Source organism: Neobacillus novalis NBRC 102450 (assembly GCF_001591805.1).
Lineage (GTDB): Bacteria > Bacillota > Bacilli > Bacillales > Cytobacillaceae > Neobacillus > Neobacillus novalis.
In genome coordinates, this window is sequence record NZ_BCVP01000025.1 from 1 (window position 1) to 17,833 (window position 17,833).

Annotated in this window: 14 protein-coding genes, 1 pseudogene and 3 other annotated features; of the genes and pseudogenes, 3 read left to right on the forward strand and 12 right to left on the reverse strand. The window is 39.5% G+C overall.

Annotated elements, in window-relative coordinates:
* Nucleotides 1-108: 108 nt before the first annotated feature.
* From metG to BANVL01_RS18130, 6 genes are all read right to left on the reverse strand, one after another.
* Entirely contained in the window at nt 109-1,746 is a 1,638-nt protein-coding gene (metG, locus tag BANVL01_RS18110) for a methionine--tRNA ligase (RefSeq protein ID WP_066095086.1), read from the reverse strand.
* A gap of 47 nt (nt 1,747-1,793) precedes the next feature.
* Nucleotides 1,794-2,048: a binding site (T-box leader), on the reverse strand.
* A gap of 114 nt (nt 2,049-2,162) precedes the next feature.
* Nucleotides 2,163-2,549, reverse strand: a complete 387-nt coding sequence (locus BANVL01_RS18115) for an FxsA family protein (protein WP_066095082.1) — start codon at nt 2,547-2,549, stop codon at nt 2,163-2,165.
* A gap of 114 nt (nt 2,550-2,663) precedes the next feature.
* Nucleotides 2,664-2,837 carry a DUF4017 family protein gene (locus BANVL01_RS27415; RefSeq protein ID WP_156482357.1) on the reverse strand — a complete coding sequence of 58 codons (174 nt, stop codon included), beginning with the start codon at nt 2,835-2,837 and terminating at the stop codon, nt 2,664-2,666.
* Nucleotides 2,830-3,534 (reverse strand): ABC transporter ATP-binding protein, encoded by a 705-nt coding sequence (locus BANVL01_RS18120; protein ID WP_066148029.1) that lies wholly within the window; start codon nt 3,532-3,534, stop codon nt 2,830-2,832. The genes BANVL01_RS27415 and BANVL01_RS18120 overlap by 8 nt, the downstream gene beginning before the upstream one ends.
* Nucleotides 3,535-3,543: 9 nt before the next feature.
* Complete coding sequence (locus BANVL01_RS18125; RefSeq protein WP_066095077.1) at nt 3,544-3,906, reverse strand: GntR family transcriptional regulator; 363 nt, start codon at nt 3,904-3,906, stop codon at nt 3,544-3,546.
* Complete coding sequence (locus BANVL01_RS18130) at nt 3,907-4,650, reverse strand: hypothetical protein (RefSeq protein ID WP_066095074.1); 744 nt, start codon at nt 4,648-4,650, stop codon at nt 3,907-3,909.
* Nucleotides 4,651-4,822: 172 nt separating this feature from the next.
* On the opposite strand from BANVL01_RS18130, the gene BANVL01_RS18135 reads away from it, so the two are divergent.
* On the forward strand, nt 4,823-5,572 hold the full coding sequence (locus BANVL01_RS18135; protein ID WP_066095071.1) for a glucose 1-dehydrogenase: 750 nt from the start codon (nt 4,823-4,825) through the stop codon (nt 5,570-5,572).
* 109 nt (nt 5,573-5,681) lie between these two features.
* On the opposite strand, the gene BANVL01_RS18140 is transcribed toward BANVL01_RS18135, so the two are convergent.
* From BANVL01_RS18140 to BANVL01_RS28315, 4 genes and pseudogenes are all read right to left on the reverse strand, one after another.
* The gene (locus BANVL01_RS18140; RefSeq protein WP_066095068.1) at nt 5,682-6,608 is read right to left on the reverse strand and encodes a D-alanine--D-alanine ligase; all 927 of its coding nucleotides are present in this window, start codon (nt 6,606-6,608) and stop codon (nt 5,682-5,684) included.
* Nucleotides 6,609-6,612: 4 nt separating this feature from the next.
* Nucleotides 6,613-8,061 carry a MocR-like pyridoxine biosynthesis transcription factor PdxR gene (gene pdxR, locus BANVL01_RS18145; RefSeq protein WP_066095066.1) on the reverse strand — a complete coding sequence of 483 codons (1,449 nt, stop codon included), beginning with the start codon at nt 8,059-8,061 and terminating at the stop codon, nt 6,613-6,615.
* A 273-nt stretch (nt 8,062-8,334) separates the two neighbouring features.
* Nucleotides 8,335-8,573, forward strand: a binding site (T-box leader).
* Nucleotides 8,574-9,158: 585 nt separating this feature from the next.
* Nucleotides 9,159-9,629: a hypothetical protein gene (locus BANVL01_RS18150; RefSeq protein ID WP_066095063.1), complete on the reverse strand. Its 471-nt coding sequence runs from the start codon at nt 9,627-9,629 to the stop codon at nt 9,159-9,161.
* Nucleotides 9,630-9,780: 151 nt separating this feature from the next.
* Nucleotides 9,781-9,897 (reverse strand): annotated as a pseudogene (locus BANVL01_RS28315) (glutaminase); the annotation flags it as partial.
* A gap of 103 nt (nt 9,898-10,000) precedes the next feature.
* Nucleotides 10,001-10,240, forward strand: a binding site (T-box leader).
* A 57-nt stretch (nt 10,241-10,297) separates the two neighbouring features.
* Between BANVL01_RS28315 and ileS the strand changes: the two are divergent.
* Nucleotides 10,298-13,393: an isoleucine--tRNA ligase gene (ileS, locus tag BANVL01_RS18160; RefSeq protein ID WP_066095059.1), complete on the forward strand. Its 3,096-nt coding sequence runs from the start codon at nt 10,298-10,300 to the stop codon at nt 13,391-13,393.
* 885 nt (nt 13,394-14,278) lie between these two features.
* Here the strand turns inward: ileS and BANVL01_RS18165 are convergent.
* The gene (locus BANVL01_RS18165) at nt 14,279-14,758 is read right to left on the reverse strand and encodes an SRPBCC family protein (protein ID WP_066095056.1); all 480 of its coding nucleotides are present in this window, start codon (nt 14,756-14,758) and stop codon (nt 14,279-14,281) included.
* A 141-nt stretch (nt 14,759-14,899) separates the two neighbouring features.
* Nucleotides 14,900-16,105 carry an ornithine--oxo-acid transaminase gene (locus BANVL01_RS18170; RefSeq protein ID WP_066095053.1) on the reverse strand — a complete coding sequence of 402 codons (1,206 nt, stop codon included), beginning with the start codon at nt 16,103-16,105 and terminating at the stop codon, nt 14,900-14,902.
* A gap of 255 nt (nt 16,106-16,360) precedes the next feature.
* Between BANVL01_RS18170 and BANVL01_RS18175 the strand changes: the two genes are divergently transcribed.
* Entirely contained in the window at nt 16,361-17,761 is a 1,401-nt protein-coding gene (locus tag BANVL01_RS18175) for a sigma-54 interaction domain-containing protein (RefSeq protein ID WP_066095050.1), read from the forward strand.
* The last annotated feature ends 72 nt before the right edge of the window (nt 17,762-17,833 follow it).

The following is a 17,833-nucleotide window of genomic DNA, read 5'->3' on the forward strand; positions in this document are numbered from 1 at the left end:
TAACGACCGTCTGGACTGAAAACCGCAGGGCTCGGGCTTTATGAACCGGTTATAACGACCGTCTGGACTGAAAGTTGGTTGAATTGGTCAAAAAGAATCGTTTAGCTTTTATCGCGTAGATGATTGAACCAAATAATTATATTCTTCTTCAATTAACTGAATATCTAAGCGTCCGAACAATGGTAATACAGATTCTACTTTACATGGCAGTTGTGATTGTTCATGCCATTCAACTGTTGAGACACCTAACATTTTTCGAATTTTTTCTGAAGAAAAAGGCAAAAACGGCTGCAGTAATTGAGCTAAATTCGCAATGATATACGTACAGGTTGCTAACGTAATATCGCCTTTAATAGGATTATCCTTTACTTGAATCCATGGCTGTTGTTCATCAAAATAACGGTTCGCACCACGAATATATTGAAAAATCCCCTCTAGCGCTTGTTTAAAATGACCTTCTTCAATTAACGTACCAGTAGTGTTGAAAAGTTCAATCGTATTTTTCTTAATCTCCGTTTCAACTTCAACTTGCGGTATGTTGCCCCCAAACGATTTTTCAATAAACTTTAACGTCCGATTAACAAAATTCCCAAAGGCTCCAAGCAATTCGCCGTTGTGGCTATAGATGAATTCACGCCATGAGAAATCGGTATCGCGATTTTCCGGAGCATTGATCGTTAAGAAGTAGCGGATGGAATCGGGATCATATTTGTTTAAAATGTACGGAACCCAAACCGCCCAATTTTGGCTCGTTGATAACTTTCTTTTCTCCAATGTCAAATATTCATTCGAAATAATATGTGTCGGCAATGCTTTGCTCTTAACCCCCATTAGGATAGCAGGCCAAATAACCGTATGGAATGGAATATTATCCTTCCCATGGACGTAATAAGAAATTGTGTCTTCGTTCCATATTTGCTCAATACTTTCTCCATTTTGTTTAGCCCATTCTATACTGGCCGTTAAATATCCCGCAACGGCTTCAATCCAGACATATATTTTCTTCCCTTCAAATCCTGCGACGGGAACATCCACACCATTAGGTAAGTCTCGCGTAACAGCTCTATCTGGAACGCCTTCTTGCAAGTATCTTTTCGTTAACGCCAGAGCATTTTCCCGCCAGCGGTGATCCGCGTCTGCTTTGCCGACGAAGTCCTCTAACTCTTGTTGAAATTGACTAAAGGCAAAATAAAAATGCTCCGTTTCTTTAATAACTGGCTCATTCCCGCAAATTTTACAGCGCTTTTCAAGTAAATCCAGTGGATCGAGAATTTTTGAACAATTATCACATTGATCACCTCTCGCCTTGGCCCCACAATTAGGACAAATCCCCTCGACAAAACGATCGGGTAAAAACTGCTTGTCATGCTCACAATACGCTTGTTCTATCTTTTTTGTATATAAATAGCCATTTTCCAACAGATTTAAAAATATCCTTTGAACGGATTCATGGTGATGTTTTGCATCTGTTCTTGTGTAAAGATCATAGGTAAAACCTAGTTTCTTAAAACACTCATCAAACTCTTCATGATATCGGTTAGCAATTACATCTGTTGTCGTATGTTCTTGATTAGCCCGAATCGAGATTGGTGTGCCATTACAATCACTTCCTGAAACGTAAACGACTTTTTCTCCTTTTTGCCTGTAATACCTTGCTAAAATATCTCCTGGCAATAATGCCGCAATATGGCCTAGATGTAACGATCCATTCGCATATGGCCATGCTCCTCCAATTACAATTGTCATTTACAATTCCTCCTAAAAAAAGATAAAAAAAACGCCCTAATCATTACGATTAGGACGAGTTTACCCGTGTTACCACCTACATTTACAAATAGCTCACACTATTTGCCTCCATCAGTACGTCTTTTAAAAGAGATACTGCCGCTGTAATAACGAGTGCCATTCCCGTCGCAGCCTACTAGCTCATAAGCGTTCGGTGCGAAGCTCAAAGGTCATTTTCAAAAGGGTTCATTTGCTTCATTTCCACCATCAGAAGCTCTCTATCAAATACTGCCCTATTTACTTTTCCTTCTCAAAGCCTTTAGTTTCCAGAATATATGAATAATTATATTATTTTTTACAAAAAAAGCAATTGAATATCAGAAAAAAAACTGGTTCAATTTTTCTACAAACTCCTGAATATAGAAAATCGACGTTAGTTATCTGATTATTTTTATATTCCCTCTTTGAATCTTTTTCCGTAGGGAATTAATCATTAGGAATTTAAAGACGCGCCTTGTTGGCGGGAAAAGCATTAAAAAGCCGCTAATGTCTGTAATGAAGCCCGGTAATAGCAGAAGTATTCCGCCTGCTAATATACAAATTCCATCTAATACCGCCTCACCTGGCATTTGACCGAATCGCAGCTGCTCCTGGGCTTTCCGAATCGTTTGCAAACCTTCTCTTTTTGCTAAATACGCACCAATTACGCTGGTCAACATAATGAGAAGCAATGTTGGCCATACACCAATTGTTTTTCCGGCAAAGAGGAGTAACCCTATTTCAGCTGCAGGAATCGCAATGATTAAGATAAACAAATAACGCATTTTAAGGGTCTCCTTCCAAACGATTTGATTCTATTATACAGGAATGACTTTTTAATTGAAAATTCCCGGATTATTTGTTTGGAGAGGATATCTGGGACAAGGAACAGTCCCTGTTTATCTGCTTCTAAAGTGGAGCGTTGTAAATACGATTAACGTAATTGGGATGGCAAATACTTGCCCGATAAACAGCTTCCAGCTCCAGACATCATATCCTTCACTTGACTTGCTTAATACCGCAATTACGCACACAATTACATAGACAGCCAATGAAATTGTCCATTTATTCATCCTCGGTTCTCCCCTTACTTTTATAAAATGATCTAAACCATTCCTTTGCTTCCATTCCATGAACACTGCGAACATCATCTACATTTTCATGAGCGATGATCTTTCCGTCCTTCAAAACCATGATTTCGTCTATGATTCTTGATACATCGTCAATTTCATGCGTACTCATCAGTATTGTCGCCTTTTCTAAATCAACAAATTGAATCAAGCTTTTTACTACATCCTCGCGAACGAGTGGATCGAGTCCTGAAAACGGCTCATCAAGCAGATAGTAGCTCGCATCTCTTCCAAAGGTGGCTGCGAGTTTTAAGCGGCTTATGTTCCCCTTACTCATCTTCGAAATTTTTTTTGTTAAATCAATCCGCAAGTAATTGGCCATTTCCCGTGCTTTTGCCTTCTGAAAATCATGAAATTGTGTTTCAAAAAAGGTAAACAGCTGATCCCCGGTAAGATACGGATAAAAGCGTTGATCATCAGACATAAACGCTATCGTTGCTAGTGATCCCCTTGTCGTTTCTGAACCGTTCAGTAAGATTTGGCCGCTTGATGGCTGTAACAAGTTTGCCAGCAGCTTTAGAAATGTTGATTTTCCACTGCCGTTTTCGCCGACAAGGGCAATGATTTTCCCTAGTTCAATTTGAACATTGACGTTTTGAAGCACAGGTTGCTTATGATAGTGGAATTGGAGATTTTTCATCTCTAGCACTCATCTTTCACTCCTTTCTTTTATCGTCTGCAGTACTTCATCCTGGGTAAATCCCATCATTTCCACATTGTTCAAAAAACGGTCAACCAGCTGCTCCTTTAACTCTTCCCGCATGGAGCTTATTTTTGAAGAATCAGGTGTAATAAAAGTGCCCTGACCTCGCTTCGTTTCCGTTAACTCCATTTGTTCAAGCTGCTTGTAGACATTTTGCACCGTATTCGTATTGACGCCAACTTCCAGCGCGAATTCACGGACGGATGGCAGTTTATCCCCCGGCTTCCGGGCGCCGCTCACAAGCTCGCCACAAATTCTTTCTACCAATTGCAGATAAATTGGCCGGTCTTTTTCAAAATCGATGCCCATTTAATCACCGACCTTCTTTTTTAAAAGACTGGCGGGCAGGAATAAACTTAGGGCAATGATGAACACCCCTGCAAACATTTCACCCATGTAAATGTCCTCTAACAAATATAATGACAGCGAATTACTTTGCATGATGATGCCACTAATGTGAAGAGGCACTGCTCCCACTTGAAGTAAATCAAAAAAATCCGAATAGACGACGATCATCGTGAGCACATACATGACCGGGTTAACAAATAGCGCTAAGAATTGCGAATAAACTGTAACCGCTTGAGAAAGACTCCAAATGAGTAAAAATAAAAGCTGCATAACGACTACTTTAAAAAGTGCGGTGATGCTGAGCATGACATACGGCAGTAGCATCGATTGAAGGCTCGCGTTTTGAACGATTAATTCACAACTCACTCCAACCATACTCAGGAAAACAATGAATACCGTACAGACAAGAACAAGAAACAGTACTTTTACATGTAAGAGCTGCCGAAGCGAAGCTTGTGTGTAAAGCCAATTATGCCGATCTTTCAAGTCCTTCTCTAGCATGATAAACAGTGGAAGGACAACTAGAACTGGCAATACATTGAGCCAAAAATAAATATATATCCTAACAAAATCACTAACGGACCTAACCTCTGCCACAAAGCTAACCACAGATAGCCCGATTCCAAACAATACAAAGATGAAAAAGGTTGTAAAGATTCTTCTGCGGTGTTTCAGCCATTCCAGATACAATTGTCCTTTGATCAAAATATCCTCCTCCTTTATTATTAGTGTATTACCTTGATGGTACACTGGTACAAATAAAAATGCAACTATTTTTTTCCATAAATATTCTTATCCCTTCCCCTCCCGTTCCTCTTTTGTGTTATTTTTATAAATAGGAAGATGTAATGTATTTTATAAAGGATGTGTAAATACAATGGATTTTTCTAATAAAACAGTAATCATAACAGGTGCTGGAAATGGAATTGGAAGAGGAATTGCTTTTCTTTATGCAGAAAAAGGGGCTAATGTCGTTTTAGCAGATATAGATGAAAAAGCAGGTACTCAAACAGTAGGGATGATAAAAGAACAGGGTGGCGAAGCACTTTTTATACAAACAGATGTAAAACTGGAAACAGATATTGAGCGATTAATGGAAGTAACCAATCAAACATACGGTCAAATAGATATTTTAATCAATAATGCAGGGAAAGGGTTATTCAAGTCTCCCTATGAAGTATCAATTGATGAATGGGATGACGTCATTAACACAAACTTAAGAAGTGTGTTCCTGGGGTCACGTGAAGCAGCAAAATATATGCGACATAACAAGGAAGGCGGTTCGATTGTTAATATTGCCTCCACAAGAGCCATCATGTCTGAGCCTAATTCAGAATCTTATGCTGCTACAAAAGGCGGAATCGTGGCCATTACACATGCCCTTGCCTCCTCGTTTAGCAAAGATCGGATTACAGTTAACGCCATTTCTCCAGGTTGGATTGAAACAGGTGATTATACAAAATTAAGCCAACTGGATCATGAACAGCATCTATCAAAGCGTGTTGGAAAACCTGATGATATCGCGCGGGCCTGTCTTTATTTAACTGCCAAAGAAAATGATTTTGTTACCGGGATTAACCTTGTCGTAGACGGCGGAATGACGAGGAAGATGATTTATGAGGAATAGGAAGGAATCTTTTCAATTAATAAAAGAAGGACAAAATACTTGAACCTAAACAATAGACTCCAGCCCCATGCTGGAGTCTAAATGCGCCTTTTCATTAGTCTCGCATTCTTTATAATCTATTGTTCATCCCTTCAATTGCTCTCACTTTTAGGGAGTTTTCTATAATCAATTCAAGTAATTCACTATAAGGGATACCAGCTGATGCAGCACTTTTTGGCAGCAGGCTATTCTTCGTCATCCCAGGTAATGAATTAACCTCTATGACATAAGGGTTACCGTTTTGAATCATCATATCAATGCGGGCATAAACGCTGCATTTCAATGCTTTATAGGAGGTTAATGCAGCATAAGCAACTTTTTCATATGTTTCAGACGAAAGTTCGACCACCTCTTCAATTGTCGCGGCATCATCATATTTGGAAGTATAATCAAAAAACTCCGCTTTATGACGAATAGAAACAATAGGCAAGAGCTCTCCATCTAGCATAGAACAAGTGATTTCTTCCCCTTTTACATACTTTTCAATGATCACTTCAGCATCCTCTTCGAATACTTCAGCAATTGAAGACTTAATCGTGTCTGGATCATAAACAATTTTTACTCCTACACTCGAACCGCCCGAATTAGGTTTCACCACTACTGGGTACCCCATCTTGTCTAATTCATCCAAATTAAGTTCTTCTCTATTCGTAAGGTGAATCCAATCCGGAGTCTGCACGCCTTCATAACGGATGATTTTTTTGGAGATATTCTTATCCATACATAAGCTGCTGGACAGTACTCCGCTCCCTGTATAAGGAATACCAAGGGTTTCAAGAGTACCTTGAACGGTGCCATCTTCACCGTACTTCCCATGAAGTGCAAGTAATGCAACATCGAGATTTTTGACCTTATCTGTCAACTCTTCCTTGTTATCTATTTGGATTGGGACAATTTCATATTTACTTTTATTTAGATTCGCAATCATCTCTTCGCCCGTCATGAGCGAAACCTGTCTTTCGGAGGAAACGCCTCCCATAATTACGCCAACTTTCATTTTCTTAGCCTCCAAAATCAATTCTTAATGTGTCACCTATAATGTTAATTCCCTGAGTAATCTCTTTTTCCGTCAGCCTTGAAAATCCTAACCGTAATGTGTCCTTTCCACTATCGTCCGTGTAAAAGACATCACCTGGCAAAAAAACAACACCCTTTTTATAGCATTTTTCTAAAAGACTTCGTGAATTGATATTATTTTCTAATTCTAAAAAAAGATGGAGTCCGCCGTCCCCAGTCATTCGTTTATAAGGAATGGCTTGTTGGCAAGAATTAACAGATAATTCATATTTTTTCTTATAAACTGATTTAGCTTTTTTTAGATATTTCTCAAAGCAGCCGTCATTTAAATATTGGAATAACACTGCTTGATCTAAGGTAGACGTATGAATAGTACGAGCTCTTTTCATACTTTCCAAGTAATAAATCAAATCCTTGTCTGCTAAAATCCACCCAACTCGTAAGCCTGGAAAAAGAATCTTAGAGAAGCTGCTAATATAAATGACATTGTTACCGGCTCCTGCAAAGGCAGCCAACGGCGCCAGATGTGATCCTGAATACCTTAATTCTTCGTTAAATCCATCTTCAATGATAGGTAGTTGATAGGCAGAAAAAAGCTCCATAATCTCCTTTCTTTTCTCTGAGGACGTAACGATTCCAGTTGGATTATGATAAGACGGGATTAAGTAGGCAAAATCGTATTCCTTTTTTGATAAAAACGATTCAAGCTTTGAAACATCGATACCATCATCATCCATATCAATACCCTCGATCTCAAAGCCATGTAATCGAAACAGTTTTAGAGCCGTATGATGGGTTGGATTTTCACAAAGAATACGTCCGTTCTTTTTATGAAGGGAGGATAATAGGAGATCTAAGCCTTCTGTGAATCCATTGGTAATCAAAATATCTTTATCCCTAATGCGAATACCTTTAATTTCCATATAATGAAGCAAGTAGTCGATCAGTGGTTTATAGCCTTTGGCATAACCATAATTAAGAACGATGTTTCCTTCAATGGCCATCCGATTTAAGAAAGCTCTTTTAAAATTTTCTACATCAAAAAGCTTTTCATCGGGGGCGATACTATTAAAGGAGATCATATCATGATTCCAGTGTACTTCATGCTTCATTAGGTCCAATTCATCTGCCAAATACGTCTGCTCATTGATTTTATCTTTCCAATTCAATTGGATCGACGGGGCGTTGAAGGTCTCCACTTGACTAACAAAGTTTCCTTTTCCTTTTACCGCATAGATAAGACCTTCTCGTTCCAAATCGGCATAAGCTGTTAAAACGGTATTTCGGCTTACTGATAGTAATGAGCTAAGTTCCCGAGTGGATGGAAGCTTTTGGTTCTCAAGTAAGTGTCCGTTAGTAATCATTCTTTTCAAATATTCTTTCAGTTGAATATAGACAGGACGGCCTTCTATAACCTTAAAATCGTTAAACACTACTGTTACCCCTCTCTTACATTTTTACACGTTTGGAACGATTCCAAAAGGTCCACACAATATGTAATTTTACGGTCTTGTGGTATGGTGCCGCAAACAATGATATTCTTTGAATAATGGAAAATTAAAAATATTAATATTGATTGAAAGATAAATTTATAAAGAAGTAGTGGTCCTATTTTATTTTACGCAGCTGGGTCCAATGACACTAATTCTTTAATAATACTTTGACATCATTTATATGTTTGTTACATTAAATCCCAATAAAAGCATACAAATTCGTTGATGAGAAAACGTAGCTTCCCGCCTTGATCCACAGAGAGATGACATTTTGGTGCAAGTCAGTGTTTGAGTGTTACCTGAAAATCCTCTCTGAGAAGTTAGGCTGAAACCTATAGTAAGTTTAACCGGGCGTCTACCGTTAAAAGGAACACGTATGATTGTACGTTGCTAAGTGCAATTGAGCGGATCAATAGAATTAGGGTCGTATCGCGGTTAACCCCGTCCCTTTCATGGGACGGGGTTATTTGTATGTTTTTTTACCATTTTTGAAAAGGAGCGATATCGATGAAGGCAAATGAAAGGAAGGAATCTGTCGTCCAGCGTGAGGAGAATATCCTTCATTATTGGACAGGAGGAAATACTTTTAAGCAATGATGCTTATTTCCTTCATCATCTATTCCTTCATAAAACTCCAGAGATTTAATCAATCGTTTGATTAGTTACGGAATACTAGAAATACCAACGTTTTCAGCAATTTAATTAAACGTTTGATTGGTTATTTGGAGTGGTTCAACCAATGGGAGAGTTCCTCTTTTACCAATGCTTAGTACATTTCTGTCTATTCTTTTTACGCTAATCCCATACTATTTAATCCTTTTTAACTTCGTTATTCCAAATACTATTGGAATTCCTGTACCAATAATCGTTATCGGTAAAAACCATATACCAACACTGTACCCCCGGCTAAAGCTATGGAAATAGATTCAAATAAGAAGAGTGCAAAGATTATTATGTAGTTTAGTCCTCACCCAAGAATTTGACATACTAACACTTCCTTTAAAGATTTTACAAACTAATCACTAGCTGAGGATTTTTTAAAACATTCCCGCTTCAGTGGTTAAGCCCTCCACCGTAACTGTGATTTTTCCCAATTTGTATTTCTTTAAAGCCTTCTCATCATACGGTAATACCACTGTTTTCCAAAATGAATCGTTTTTTGATAACCGTATCCACTCATCTTGAATGCAAGTATGATCAGGGTCCTCCACTTTCTTTTCTCCGTAATACTGGGAAAATTGCAATATTGGCTTACACTTTTTTGAACTCAAATCAATATCTTGGTTTGATTTATTTGTAACTGTTGCTTTCACCTGAACAACTTTTCCTTTGAATGTTTGGATTGGAGTTGAAACAAACAGGGTTACATTCAGCTTATCATTTTCATTAGAAGAAGTTGCGCCGCTTGGTCCTGAAGTGGGGTGAAATTTTCCATATTCTTTATTTGCTAATATCCCTACGCCAATGCCTATTAAAAAAGATATAAAAATAAAGATTGCCTTTTTCATATTTACCTCCTTTTTACTTTTTCGATAAACTCTCATTTTGTAATGATACCTCTTTTTCAAAAAAGAAGAATTATATCCATTCTAGCATAATATTCCATTTGTCTTTGTGAAAAATTACTAAATATTTCCAAAAATCGATAATCATTATTGATGCAAGGACTAAGCCGATTAATGCAATATCTTCGGTATTTACTTCGATTGAACAATGCTTCAAATACACCTCTAATGCTAGTTCAACATCCCCTTCTAACAAACCTATCTCTTTCAAATTCATTTTAGCTACCAAAGACCGTTCATTTCATTACTTATTTTCCCAAAAATATTTTGACAACCATTTTTATATCTGTTACAATATAACCCAATAAAAGCATACAAATTCGTTGATGAGAAAAAGTAGCGTTTCGTCTTGATCCACAGAGAGCCGACATTTTGGTGCAAGTCGGTGTTCGAGTGTTACGTGAAAATCCTCTCTGAGAAGTTAGGCTGAAACTTGTAGTAAGTCTAATCGGGCGTCTACCGTTACAAGGAACACGTATGATTGTACGTTGCTAAGTGCTATTGGATCGGTTCAATAGAATTAGGGTGGTATCGCGGTTAACCCCGTCCCTTTACATGGGACGGGGTTTTTTGTATGTTTTTTTAATCATTTTAGAATAGGGGCGATATCGATGAATGTGAATGAAGGGAAGGAAACTGTTGTACAGCGTGAGGAGAATATCCGTCATTTTTGGGCTGAGAAAAATACGTTTAAGCAATCTGTTCAATTACGAAAGGAAAAAACACCTTTTGTTTTCTATGAAGGACCGCCAACTGCCAATGGTCTCCCCCATGTAGGTCATGCCTTTGGAAGAACGATCAAAGATGTGGTCGCACGTTATAAAACCATGCAAGGATTTCATGTCGAACGGAAGGCCGGCTGGGATACACATGGTCTGCCAGTCGAACTGGGTGTTGAAAAACAGCTTGGAATCTCAGGGAAACAAGAGATCGAACGTTATGGTGTCGAGCCTTTTATCAATAAATGCAAAGAAAGTGTATTCACATATGAGAAGAAATGGCGCTCCTTTACAGAAGAGCTAGGTTATTGGGTAGATATGGACAGTCCTTATATGACGTTAAGCAATGAGTATATCGAAAGCGTATGGAACATATTAAGCAAAGTTCATCAAGATGGTTTGTTGTATAAGGGCCATCGTGTATCACCGTACTGCCCGAGCTGCCAAACCTCTTTAAGTTCCCACGAGGTGGCACAAGGCTATAAAGATGTGAAGGATTTATCGGCTACTGTAAAATTTAAACGGCTTGATGCGGAAGATGAATATTTCTTAGGCTGGACAACAACACCTTGGACATTGCCGGCAAACGTTGCCCTTGCGATGAATCCAACCTTAACCTATGTCCGTGCCCAAAAAGACAATGTAGTATATATTGTTGCCAAATCATTAGTCGAAAAAGTCCTTGGTGAACAGTTCATGGTGTTAAGTGAACATAGCGGCAGCGACTTCGCAGGAATACGGTATGCTCCACCATTCGATTATGTGGCTATCGAAAAAGGACATCATGTCGTTTTAGCCGATTACGTTACTGAAGCAAGTGGAACAGGAATTGTCCACATTGCTCCCGCTTACGGTGAAGATGATTATAAAACCGTTCAGCAACAAGGGTTATCGTTTATTAATGTCGTCGATCAACAAGGACGTTACACAGCTGATGTTGTCGAGCTTGCGGGAAGATTCGTGAAGGACTGTGACGTGGATATTATTAAAATGCTTTCGGAAAAAGGCACCCTTTTTCATAAAGAAAAGTATGAGCACAGCTACCCGCATTGCTGGAGATGTGACTCTCCATTACTTTACTACGCAACAGATAGCTGGTTTATCAGGATGTCGGCATTAAAGGAGAAAATGCTTGCGAACAATGCGACCGTTACGTGGTATCCTGACCACATTAAAGACGGACGCTTTGGGAATTTTCTTGAAAACCTCGTTGATTGGAATATTAGTAGAAATCGTTACTGGGGTACACCGTTAAATGTTTGGGTATGTTCTGATTGCCAGTTTGAAGTGTCACCTGGCAGTATTGAGGAACTTCAAAAACTAGCAACCACTCCAGTACCAAATAATATCGAACTGCATAAGCCCTATATCGATGAGGTCACATGTACCTGTCCAAAATGTAATGGAGTCATGGAGCGTACGTCTGAAGTCATTGATGTATGGTTTGATAGCGGCTCGATGCCATTTGCACAGCACCACTATCCGTTTGGAAATAAAGAAAAATTCCAATCACAATTCCCCGCCGATGTCGTTATCGAAGGAATTGACCAGACAAGAGGATTCTTTTACAGTCTACTTGCTGTTTCCACCCTATTCACAGGAAAAGCATCGTACAAAAACGTCTTGTCACTTGGGCACGTACTTGATGAACACGGTCAAAAAATGTCTAAGAGCAAAGGTAATGCATTAGATCCTGTTGAACTCATTAGGGATTACGGTGCGGATGCCCTGCGCTGGGCCTTCTTAGTCGATAGCTCGCCTTGGAATCCAAAACGTTTTTCGAGTAAGATTGTCCAGGACGCAAAATCAAAATTGGTGGATACGCTGGATAATACGTACAAGTTTTATGCCATGTACGCAAAAATAGATGGTTTTGTCTACGACCCAAGGCAGACAGGTACGAAAACAATCCTAGATGAGTGGATTCTCTCACGCCTAAATAGTACAGTTAAACTCGTTGTGAGTTATATGGATCGCTATCAATTTACGCAAGCAACACGCGAGATTGCCGGATTGGTCGATGAATTGAGCAATTGGTATGTTCGACGCTCAAGAAATCGCTTTTGGGCTTCCGGATTTTCAGAAGATAAACGAGCTGCTTATTCAACACTATTTGAAACTCTTACAACCATCAGTCGTTTGTTGGCTCCATTTGTACCATATGTGGCAGAAGATATCCATTTGAAGCTGCATCAAGATAGTGTTCATTTACAAGACTATCCGAAAGCTAATGATTCCATGATTCATCCTAATTTAGAGGCTGACATGCAAACAATCCTAAAAATAGTGGAGTTCGGCCGCAGTATTCGCAATGCGACAAACATGAAGGTGAAGCAGCCTTTACAGCAATTGATTGTATGGCAGCAAGAAGGCAGCCGTCTTTTACACGCCTACGAAAATGTCATTAAAGATGAGTTAAATGTTAAAGAGGTTGTTTTTACAGAAGATTTATCTCAATATGAATCGCTTGTTTTTAAATTAAATTTTAAAACAGCGGGTTCGGCTTTCGGTAAACTGGTAAACGCGGTCAAGGGTTACGTCGAACAAATGCCAGATCATGAGAAAAAATCATTATTAGAAAATGGTCAACTTGAAATCGATGTTAACGGACAAACGGTAACATTACTGAACGAACATATTACTGTCGAATATTTGGTTTCATCTGGATTTGAGATGGCAGGCGATCAGCAGTTAAAGGTATTGTTAGATGTTAAACTCACACCTCAATTAGTGAACGAAGGCCAAGTGAGAGAACTAATCAGAGCCATTCAAGATAAACGAAAAAAATTAGATTTACCTGTGGAAATGTATATATCGCTCGATATTTCAGCAACGGAGAATGGTAAAAACATCATTCAACACTTTGAGGGACTGATAACGGAGAATGTCCTTGTCCACCAGATAAGCTTTGATAGGGTAAATGAATGCGAACAGGCTATTGAAGTGAAATTTGGCGATGAGATAGTAAAGGTCTCATTGAGATCTTAGATTATCGTATCAAAAAGACGGCGCGTTTGTCGTCTTTTCTTTGTTAAACGGCATAGTTGAAGTCTCAGAGTGCCTGTTATTGGCTTTTTCCCATGGTCACGGGCACTGTGGGCCTTTCAGAGTGCCCATTCTTGGCTTTTTCCCATGGTCATGGGCACTGTGAACCTTTCAGAGTGCCCATTCTTGGCTTTTTCCCATGGTCATGGGCACTGTGGACCTCTCAGAGTGCCCATTCTTGGCTTTTTTCTGTGGTCATGGGCACTGTGGACCTCTTAGAGTGCCCGTTCCTGACTTTTTCCCATGTTCATGGGCACTGTGGACCTCTTAGAGTGCCCGTTCTTGGCTTTTCCCCATGTTCACGGGCACTCTGGACCTCTTAGAGTGCCCTTATTCGGTTTTTTGTCTTTCGGGCGCATTGACGGGGATCCTTTTTTCGATTACACCTGCATAATTAATTTTTTGTGACCGTTAGAACCCCTTTTTTCGCTTTCTCGGGCACAATTAATTTTTTTTATGACCATTAGCACCCCTTTTTTCGGATCTCGGGCACAATTAATTTTTTTGAAATAGAAGGTCGCTAAGAAAATACAAGGTGCTAGAGATGACAAGTCTTAAAGTCCAAATTTTATACATTCTGTTCTTTTAATCAAATCGAGTAAAACTGAGTACATGATTAGGTACATCTTCATTGGCACTAGAAAGTTAATCAATCATTTGATTAACTCTAGCAAGGCAGATACACCAACACTTCCAGCTTTTCAATCAATCGTTTAATTAGTTTTTTCAAATCGATGCTTCATTGGCTCAAGAAAGTTAAACAAACGTTTGATTAACTCTGAAACGCCAGACATACCAACGCTTCTAGCAATTCAATCAATCGTTTGATTATCTTTGAATCACTTCTCCAATAACCTGTTTATATTCTTCAAACCATTTTTTCCATTCTTCCATCCTGGCGATGGTTCTGCCGTCCATTAGGGCCACAATCACATCGAGACATACGTGCCAGCCTGCAAGGTCCTTTGGAGTATGATCTGTTATTTTCTCGATCCGTTCAATTAGGACTAATTTACAGCCGTTTGATTCTGGGGCCAACTCAAAACGGACACTGTCTGCCCACCAGGAGAATTCAAATACTGCATGCCTTTTGAGCTCAGTAATTTCTAATTCTTCAACTGTTCCATCCGGCATATTAAACTTCATGAACCCGCCTTCACGAAGCTCGCCGACTCGAAGTTCGTTAAACCATTTTGCTAACTTTTCGTTTTCAGTCAACCATGACAAAACCGCTTCCACGGAATGCTCTAAGTGGCGTTCGAAACGAGCGATGCAACCACTATCCTTTTTTTCAATTTTTGCTATCACGATTTTCCCCTGCCTTTCGAGAATTTATATACTAACAGCCTACTAGTTTGGTGTTAAATTCGCAATAATAAAAACAAAGGGAACGGCACTTACACTTCCATTTTGGAAGCATAATAACCGTCCCTCTGCTATACTTCGTGTTTATTTTGATAAGACGTTTTGGATTTTCTCAAACGCCCAATCAATTTCTTCTTTTGTAATAATTAACGGTGGTGCAAAGCGAATGACCGTATCATGTGTTTCTTTGCATAATAAGCCTGCTTCTTTAAATTGTTCACAATAAGGTCTTGCGGCTTCGGTTAGTTCAACCCCGATAAACAAACCCCTGCCTCGGATATCTTTAATCATTGGATTATTAATGGTTTTTAACTGTTCAAGGAAGTACTTTCCTAATTCAAGCGACCGTTCCGCTAACTTTTCTTCCTCGATCACATCTAAAGAAGCAAGAGAAACGGCACAGGCAAGCGGGTTTCCTCCAAACGTGGAGCCATGTGAGCCTGGATTAAAGACGCCAAGAACATCAGAATTTGCAACAACACAGGAAATTGGGAATACTCCGCCGCCAAGGGCCTTTCCTAAGATTAACATATCAGGTTCTACTTCTTCCCAGTCACAGGCAAACATTTTTCCAGTCCGGGCTAAACCAACCTGAATTTCATCGGCAACAAACAGAACATTTTGTTCTTTACAAAGTTCGGACGCCTTCTTTAAGAATCCTTCAGGAGGTAAAATAATCCCCGCTTCGCCCTGAATTGGTTCTATTAAGAATGCCGCCGTATTCGGTGTAATTGCCGCCTTTAATGCTTCCAAATCACCATAAGGAATTAATTTAATGCCCGGCAGCATCGGGCCAAAACCGCGTTTGTATTCCGGATCAGAGGATAACGATACCGCTCCCATTGTCCGACCATGGAAGTTCCCTGTGCATGCGATGATTTCTGCCTGATTTTCAGTAATTCCTTTGACATCATAACCCCAGCGGCGGGCAGCTTTTAGAGCGGTTTCCACTGCTTCTGCTCCTGTATTCATCGGCAACGCCATGTTTTTATTTGTTACCCGACAGATCTTTTCGTACCAAGGCCCGAGCTGGTCATTATGAAATGCACGTGATGTTAGGGTGACTTTGTCTGCTTGGTCCTTTAATGCTTGAATGATTTTTGGATGACGGTGCCCTTGGTTGACAGCGGAATAGGCACTTAGCATATCCATGTAGCGATCTCCCTCTGGACTTTCCACCCATACGCCTTCTGCTTTGGCGATTACGATTGGCAGCGGATGATAATTATTGGCACCAAATTTTGTTGTTTGTTCTATAATTTCTGTTGTTTTCGTGATTAATTCTGTCATTAAAATTTCCTCCTTTATTTGTGGAGCTTCCCCGTTGTTCACCTTATTTTTGTTCGATTAGCAGGATTACCATTATTTATTGCAAGTTTCATGCCAATAATTTTTTTGCCGTTTTATTAAGGTTTTCCGAAATTTAGTGCCACAAAATTTTGCAGGAAACCTTCCCTTTTAAAAAGTAGTGCCAATATATTTTGCATTATTACGTTTTTTTTGATTAAATAGGGGCATAAGTGAAAAATAAGGGAATGAGCCGTTATGATAAAATCACAAACTGATTTGTACTATTTGACACGGATGTATGAACGGATTTTGGACGAAGTAGACGTTGGAATTCATGCGGTGGACGAAACGGGCAAAACGATTATTTATAATAAAAAAATGATGCAAATGGAGTCGATGGACATCCATGATGTTATTGATAAAAATCTTCTAGATGTGTTTATGTTTAAAGACGACCAATCTAGTACCCTTGTAAAGGCATTGCAGGAAGGGAAAATAACGACGAACGTTAAGCAAACCTATTTTAATAATAAGGGGCACGAAATTACAACAATCAACAATACCATCCCTATCTATACAGATGAAAAACTCGAGGGTGCTGTTGAAATTGCCAATGACGTCACAAAACTTGAACGGCTCATAAAAGGCAATATGAACAAGGGGGCCACGAAATATACCTTTGATAAAATAATTGGGGTGAGCCCTGCTATTAAAGAAGTGATTGAAGCGGCTAAACGGGCAACGCGAACCTCTTCCTACGTGTTGATCGTCGGCGATACAGGGACTGGGAAGGAGCTGTTTGCCCAAAGCATCCACAACGGGAGCGCGCGTTTATCCGCTCCATTTATCTCGCAAAATTGTGCGGCATTGCCTGATAATTTAATTGAGAGTCTTCTATTTGGCACGAAGCGCGGTGCCTTCACGGGCGCCGTTGATACCCCGGGATTATTTGAACAGGCAAACGGCGGCACCTTGCTGCTTGATGAAATTAACTCATTGAATCTAAATCTTCAGGCAAAATTGCTCCGCGTCCTTCAGGAAAAAACAATCAGACGCATTGGTGATACGAAAGATACGCCAGTTGATGTAAGGGTCATTGCCAATATGAATGAGGATCCTATTGATGCCATTGCCCATCAGCGGCTGCGCAAAGATTTATATTACCGGCTTGGAGTCGTAACGATCTTTGTTCCACCACTAAAGGACCGCAAAGAAGACATACCATTATTGGTTGAAAATTTTATTGAAAAATACAATGAGCGTTTTCAAATGAATGTAAAAGGGTTGTCGGAGGAGGTCAAATCGTCTTTCCTTGAGTATGATTGGCATGGGAATGTCCGTGAACTTGAGCATATTATTGAAGCAGCCATGAACATCATGATGGATGAGGAATATATTATGTATTCCCACTTACCTTATCAATATCGAAGCAAAATGCAATTGAAGGAGAGATTGATGCCTCTCTCCACGGTAGACACCTTCATGAAAGGCAATTCAGATATTACGGTGCCACTAAAGAACCAAATGGAGTTATTTGAAAAAACCTATATCGAACACGTTTTATCGAAACATGATTTCAATATTTCAAGAGCAGCTAGATCACTCGGCCTAAGCCGCCAAAGCCTGCAGTACCGGATGAAGAAATTAGGCATATAGGGACATGGGGACAGTAAACCCCACCCTGTCCCAAATTTCATTGAATTTTGTATGGTGGCGAATATCCTAAAC

What these genes read in the sequence shown, in the direction of transcription:
- BANVL01_RS18170 (WP_066095053.1), bottom strand. Translation starts at nt 16,105, where the DNA reads ATGACAGAATTAATCACGAAAACAACAGAAATTATAGAACAAACAACA.
- BANVL01_RS18135 (WP_066095071.1), top strand. Translation starts at nt 4,823, where the DNA reads ATGGATTTTTCTAATAAAACAGTAATCATAACAGGTGCTGGAAATGGA.
- ileS (WP_066095059.1), top strand. Translation starts at nt 10,298, where the DNA reads ATGAATGTGAATGAAGGGAAGGAAACTGTTGTACAGCGTGAGGAGAAT.
- BANVL01_RS18115 (WP_066095082.1), bottom strand. Translation starts at nt 2,549, where the DNA reads ATGCGTTATTTGTTTATCTTAATCATTGCGATTCCTGCAGCTGAAATA.
- BANVL01_RS18175 (WP_066095050.1), top strand. Translation starts at nt 16,361, where the DNA reads ATGATAAAATCACAAACTGATTTGTACTATTTGACACGGATGTATGAA.
- metG (WP_066095086.1), bottom strand. Translation starts at nt 1,746, where the DNA reads ATGACAATTGTAATTGGAGGAGCATGGCCATATGCGAATGGATCGTTA.
- BANVL01_RS18125 (WP_066095077.1), bottom strand. Translation starts at nt 3,906, where the DNA reads ATGGGCATCGATTTTGAAAAAGACCGGCCAATTTATCTGCAATTGGTA.
- BANVL01_RS27415 (WP_156482357.1), bottom strand. Translation starts at nt 2,837, where the DNA reads ATGAATAAATGGACAATTTCATTGGCTGTCTATGTAATTGTGTGCGTA.
- BANVL01_RS18140 (WP_066095068.1), bottom strand. Translation starts at nt 6,608, where the DNA reads ATGAAAGTTGGCGTAATTATGGGAGGCGTTTCCTCCGAAAGACAGGTT.
- BANVL01_RS18120 (WP_066148029.1), bottom strand. Translation starts at nt 3,534, where the DNA reads ATGAAAAATCTCCAATTCCACTATCATAAGCAACCTGTGCTTCAAAAC.
- BANVL01_RS18150 (WP_066095063.1), bottom strand. Translation starts at nt 9,629, where the DNA reads ATGAAAAAGGCAATCTTTATTTTTATATCTTTTTTAATAGGCATTGGC.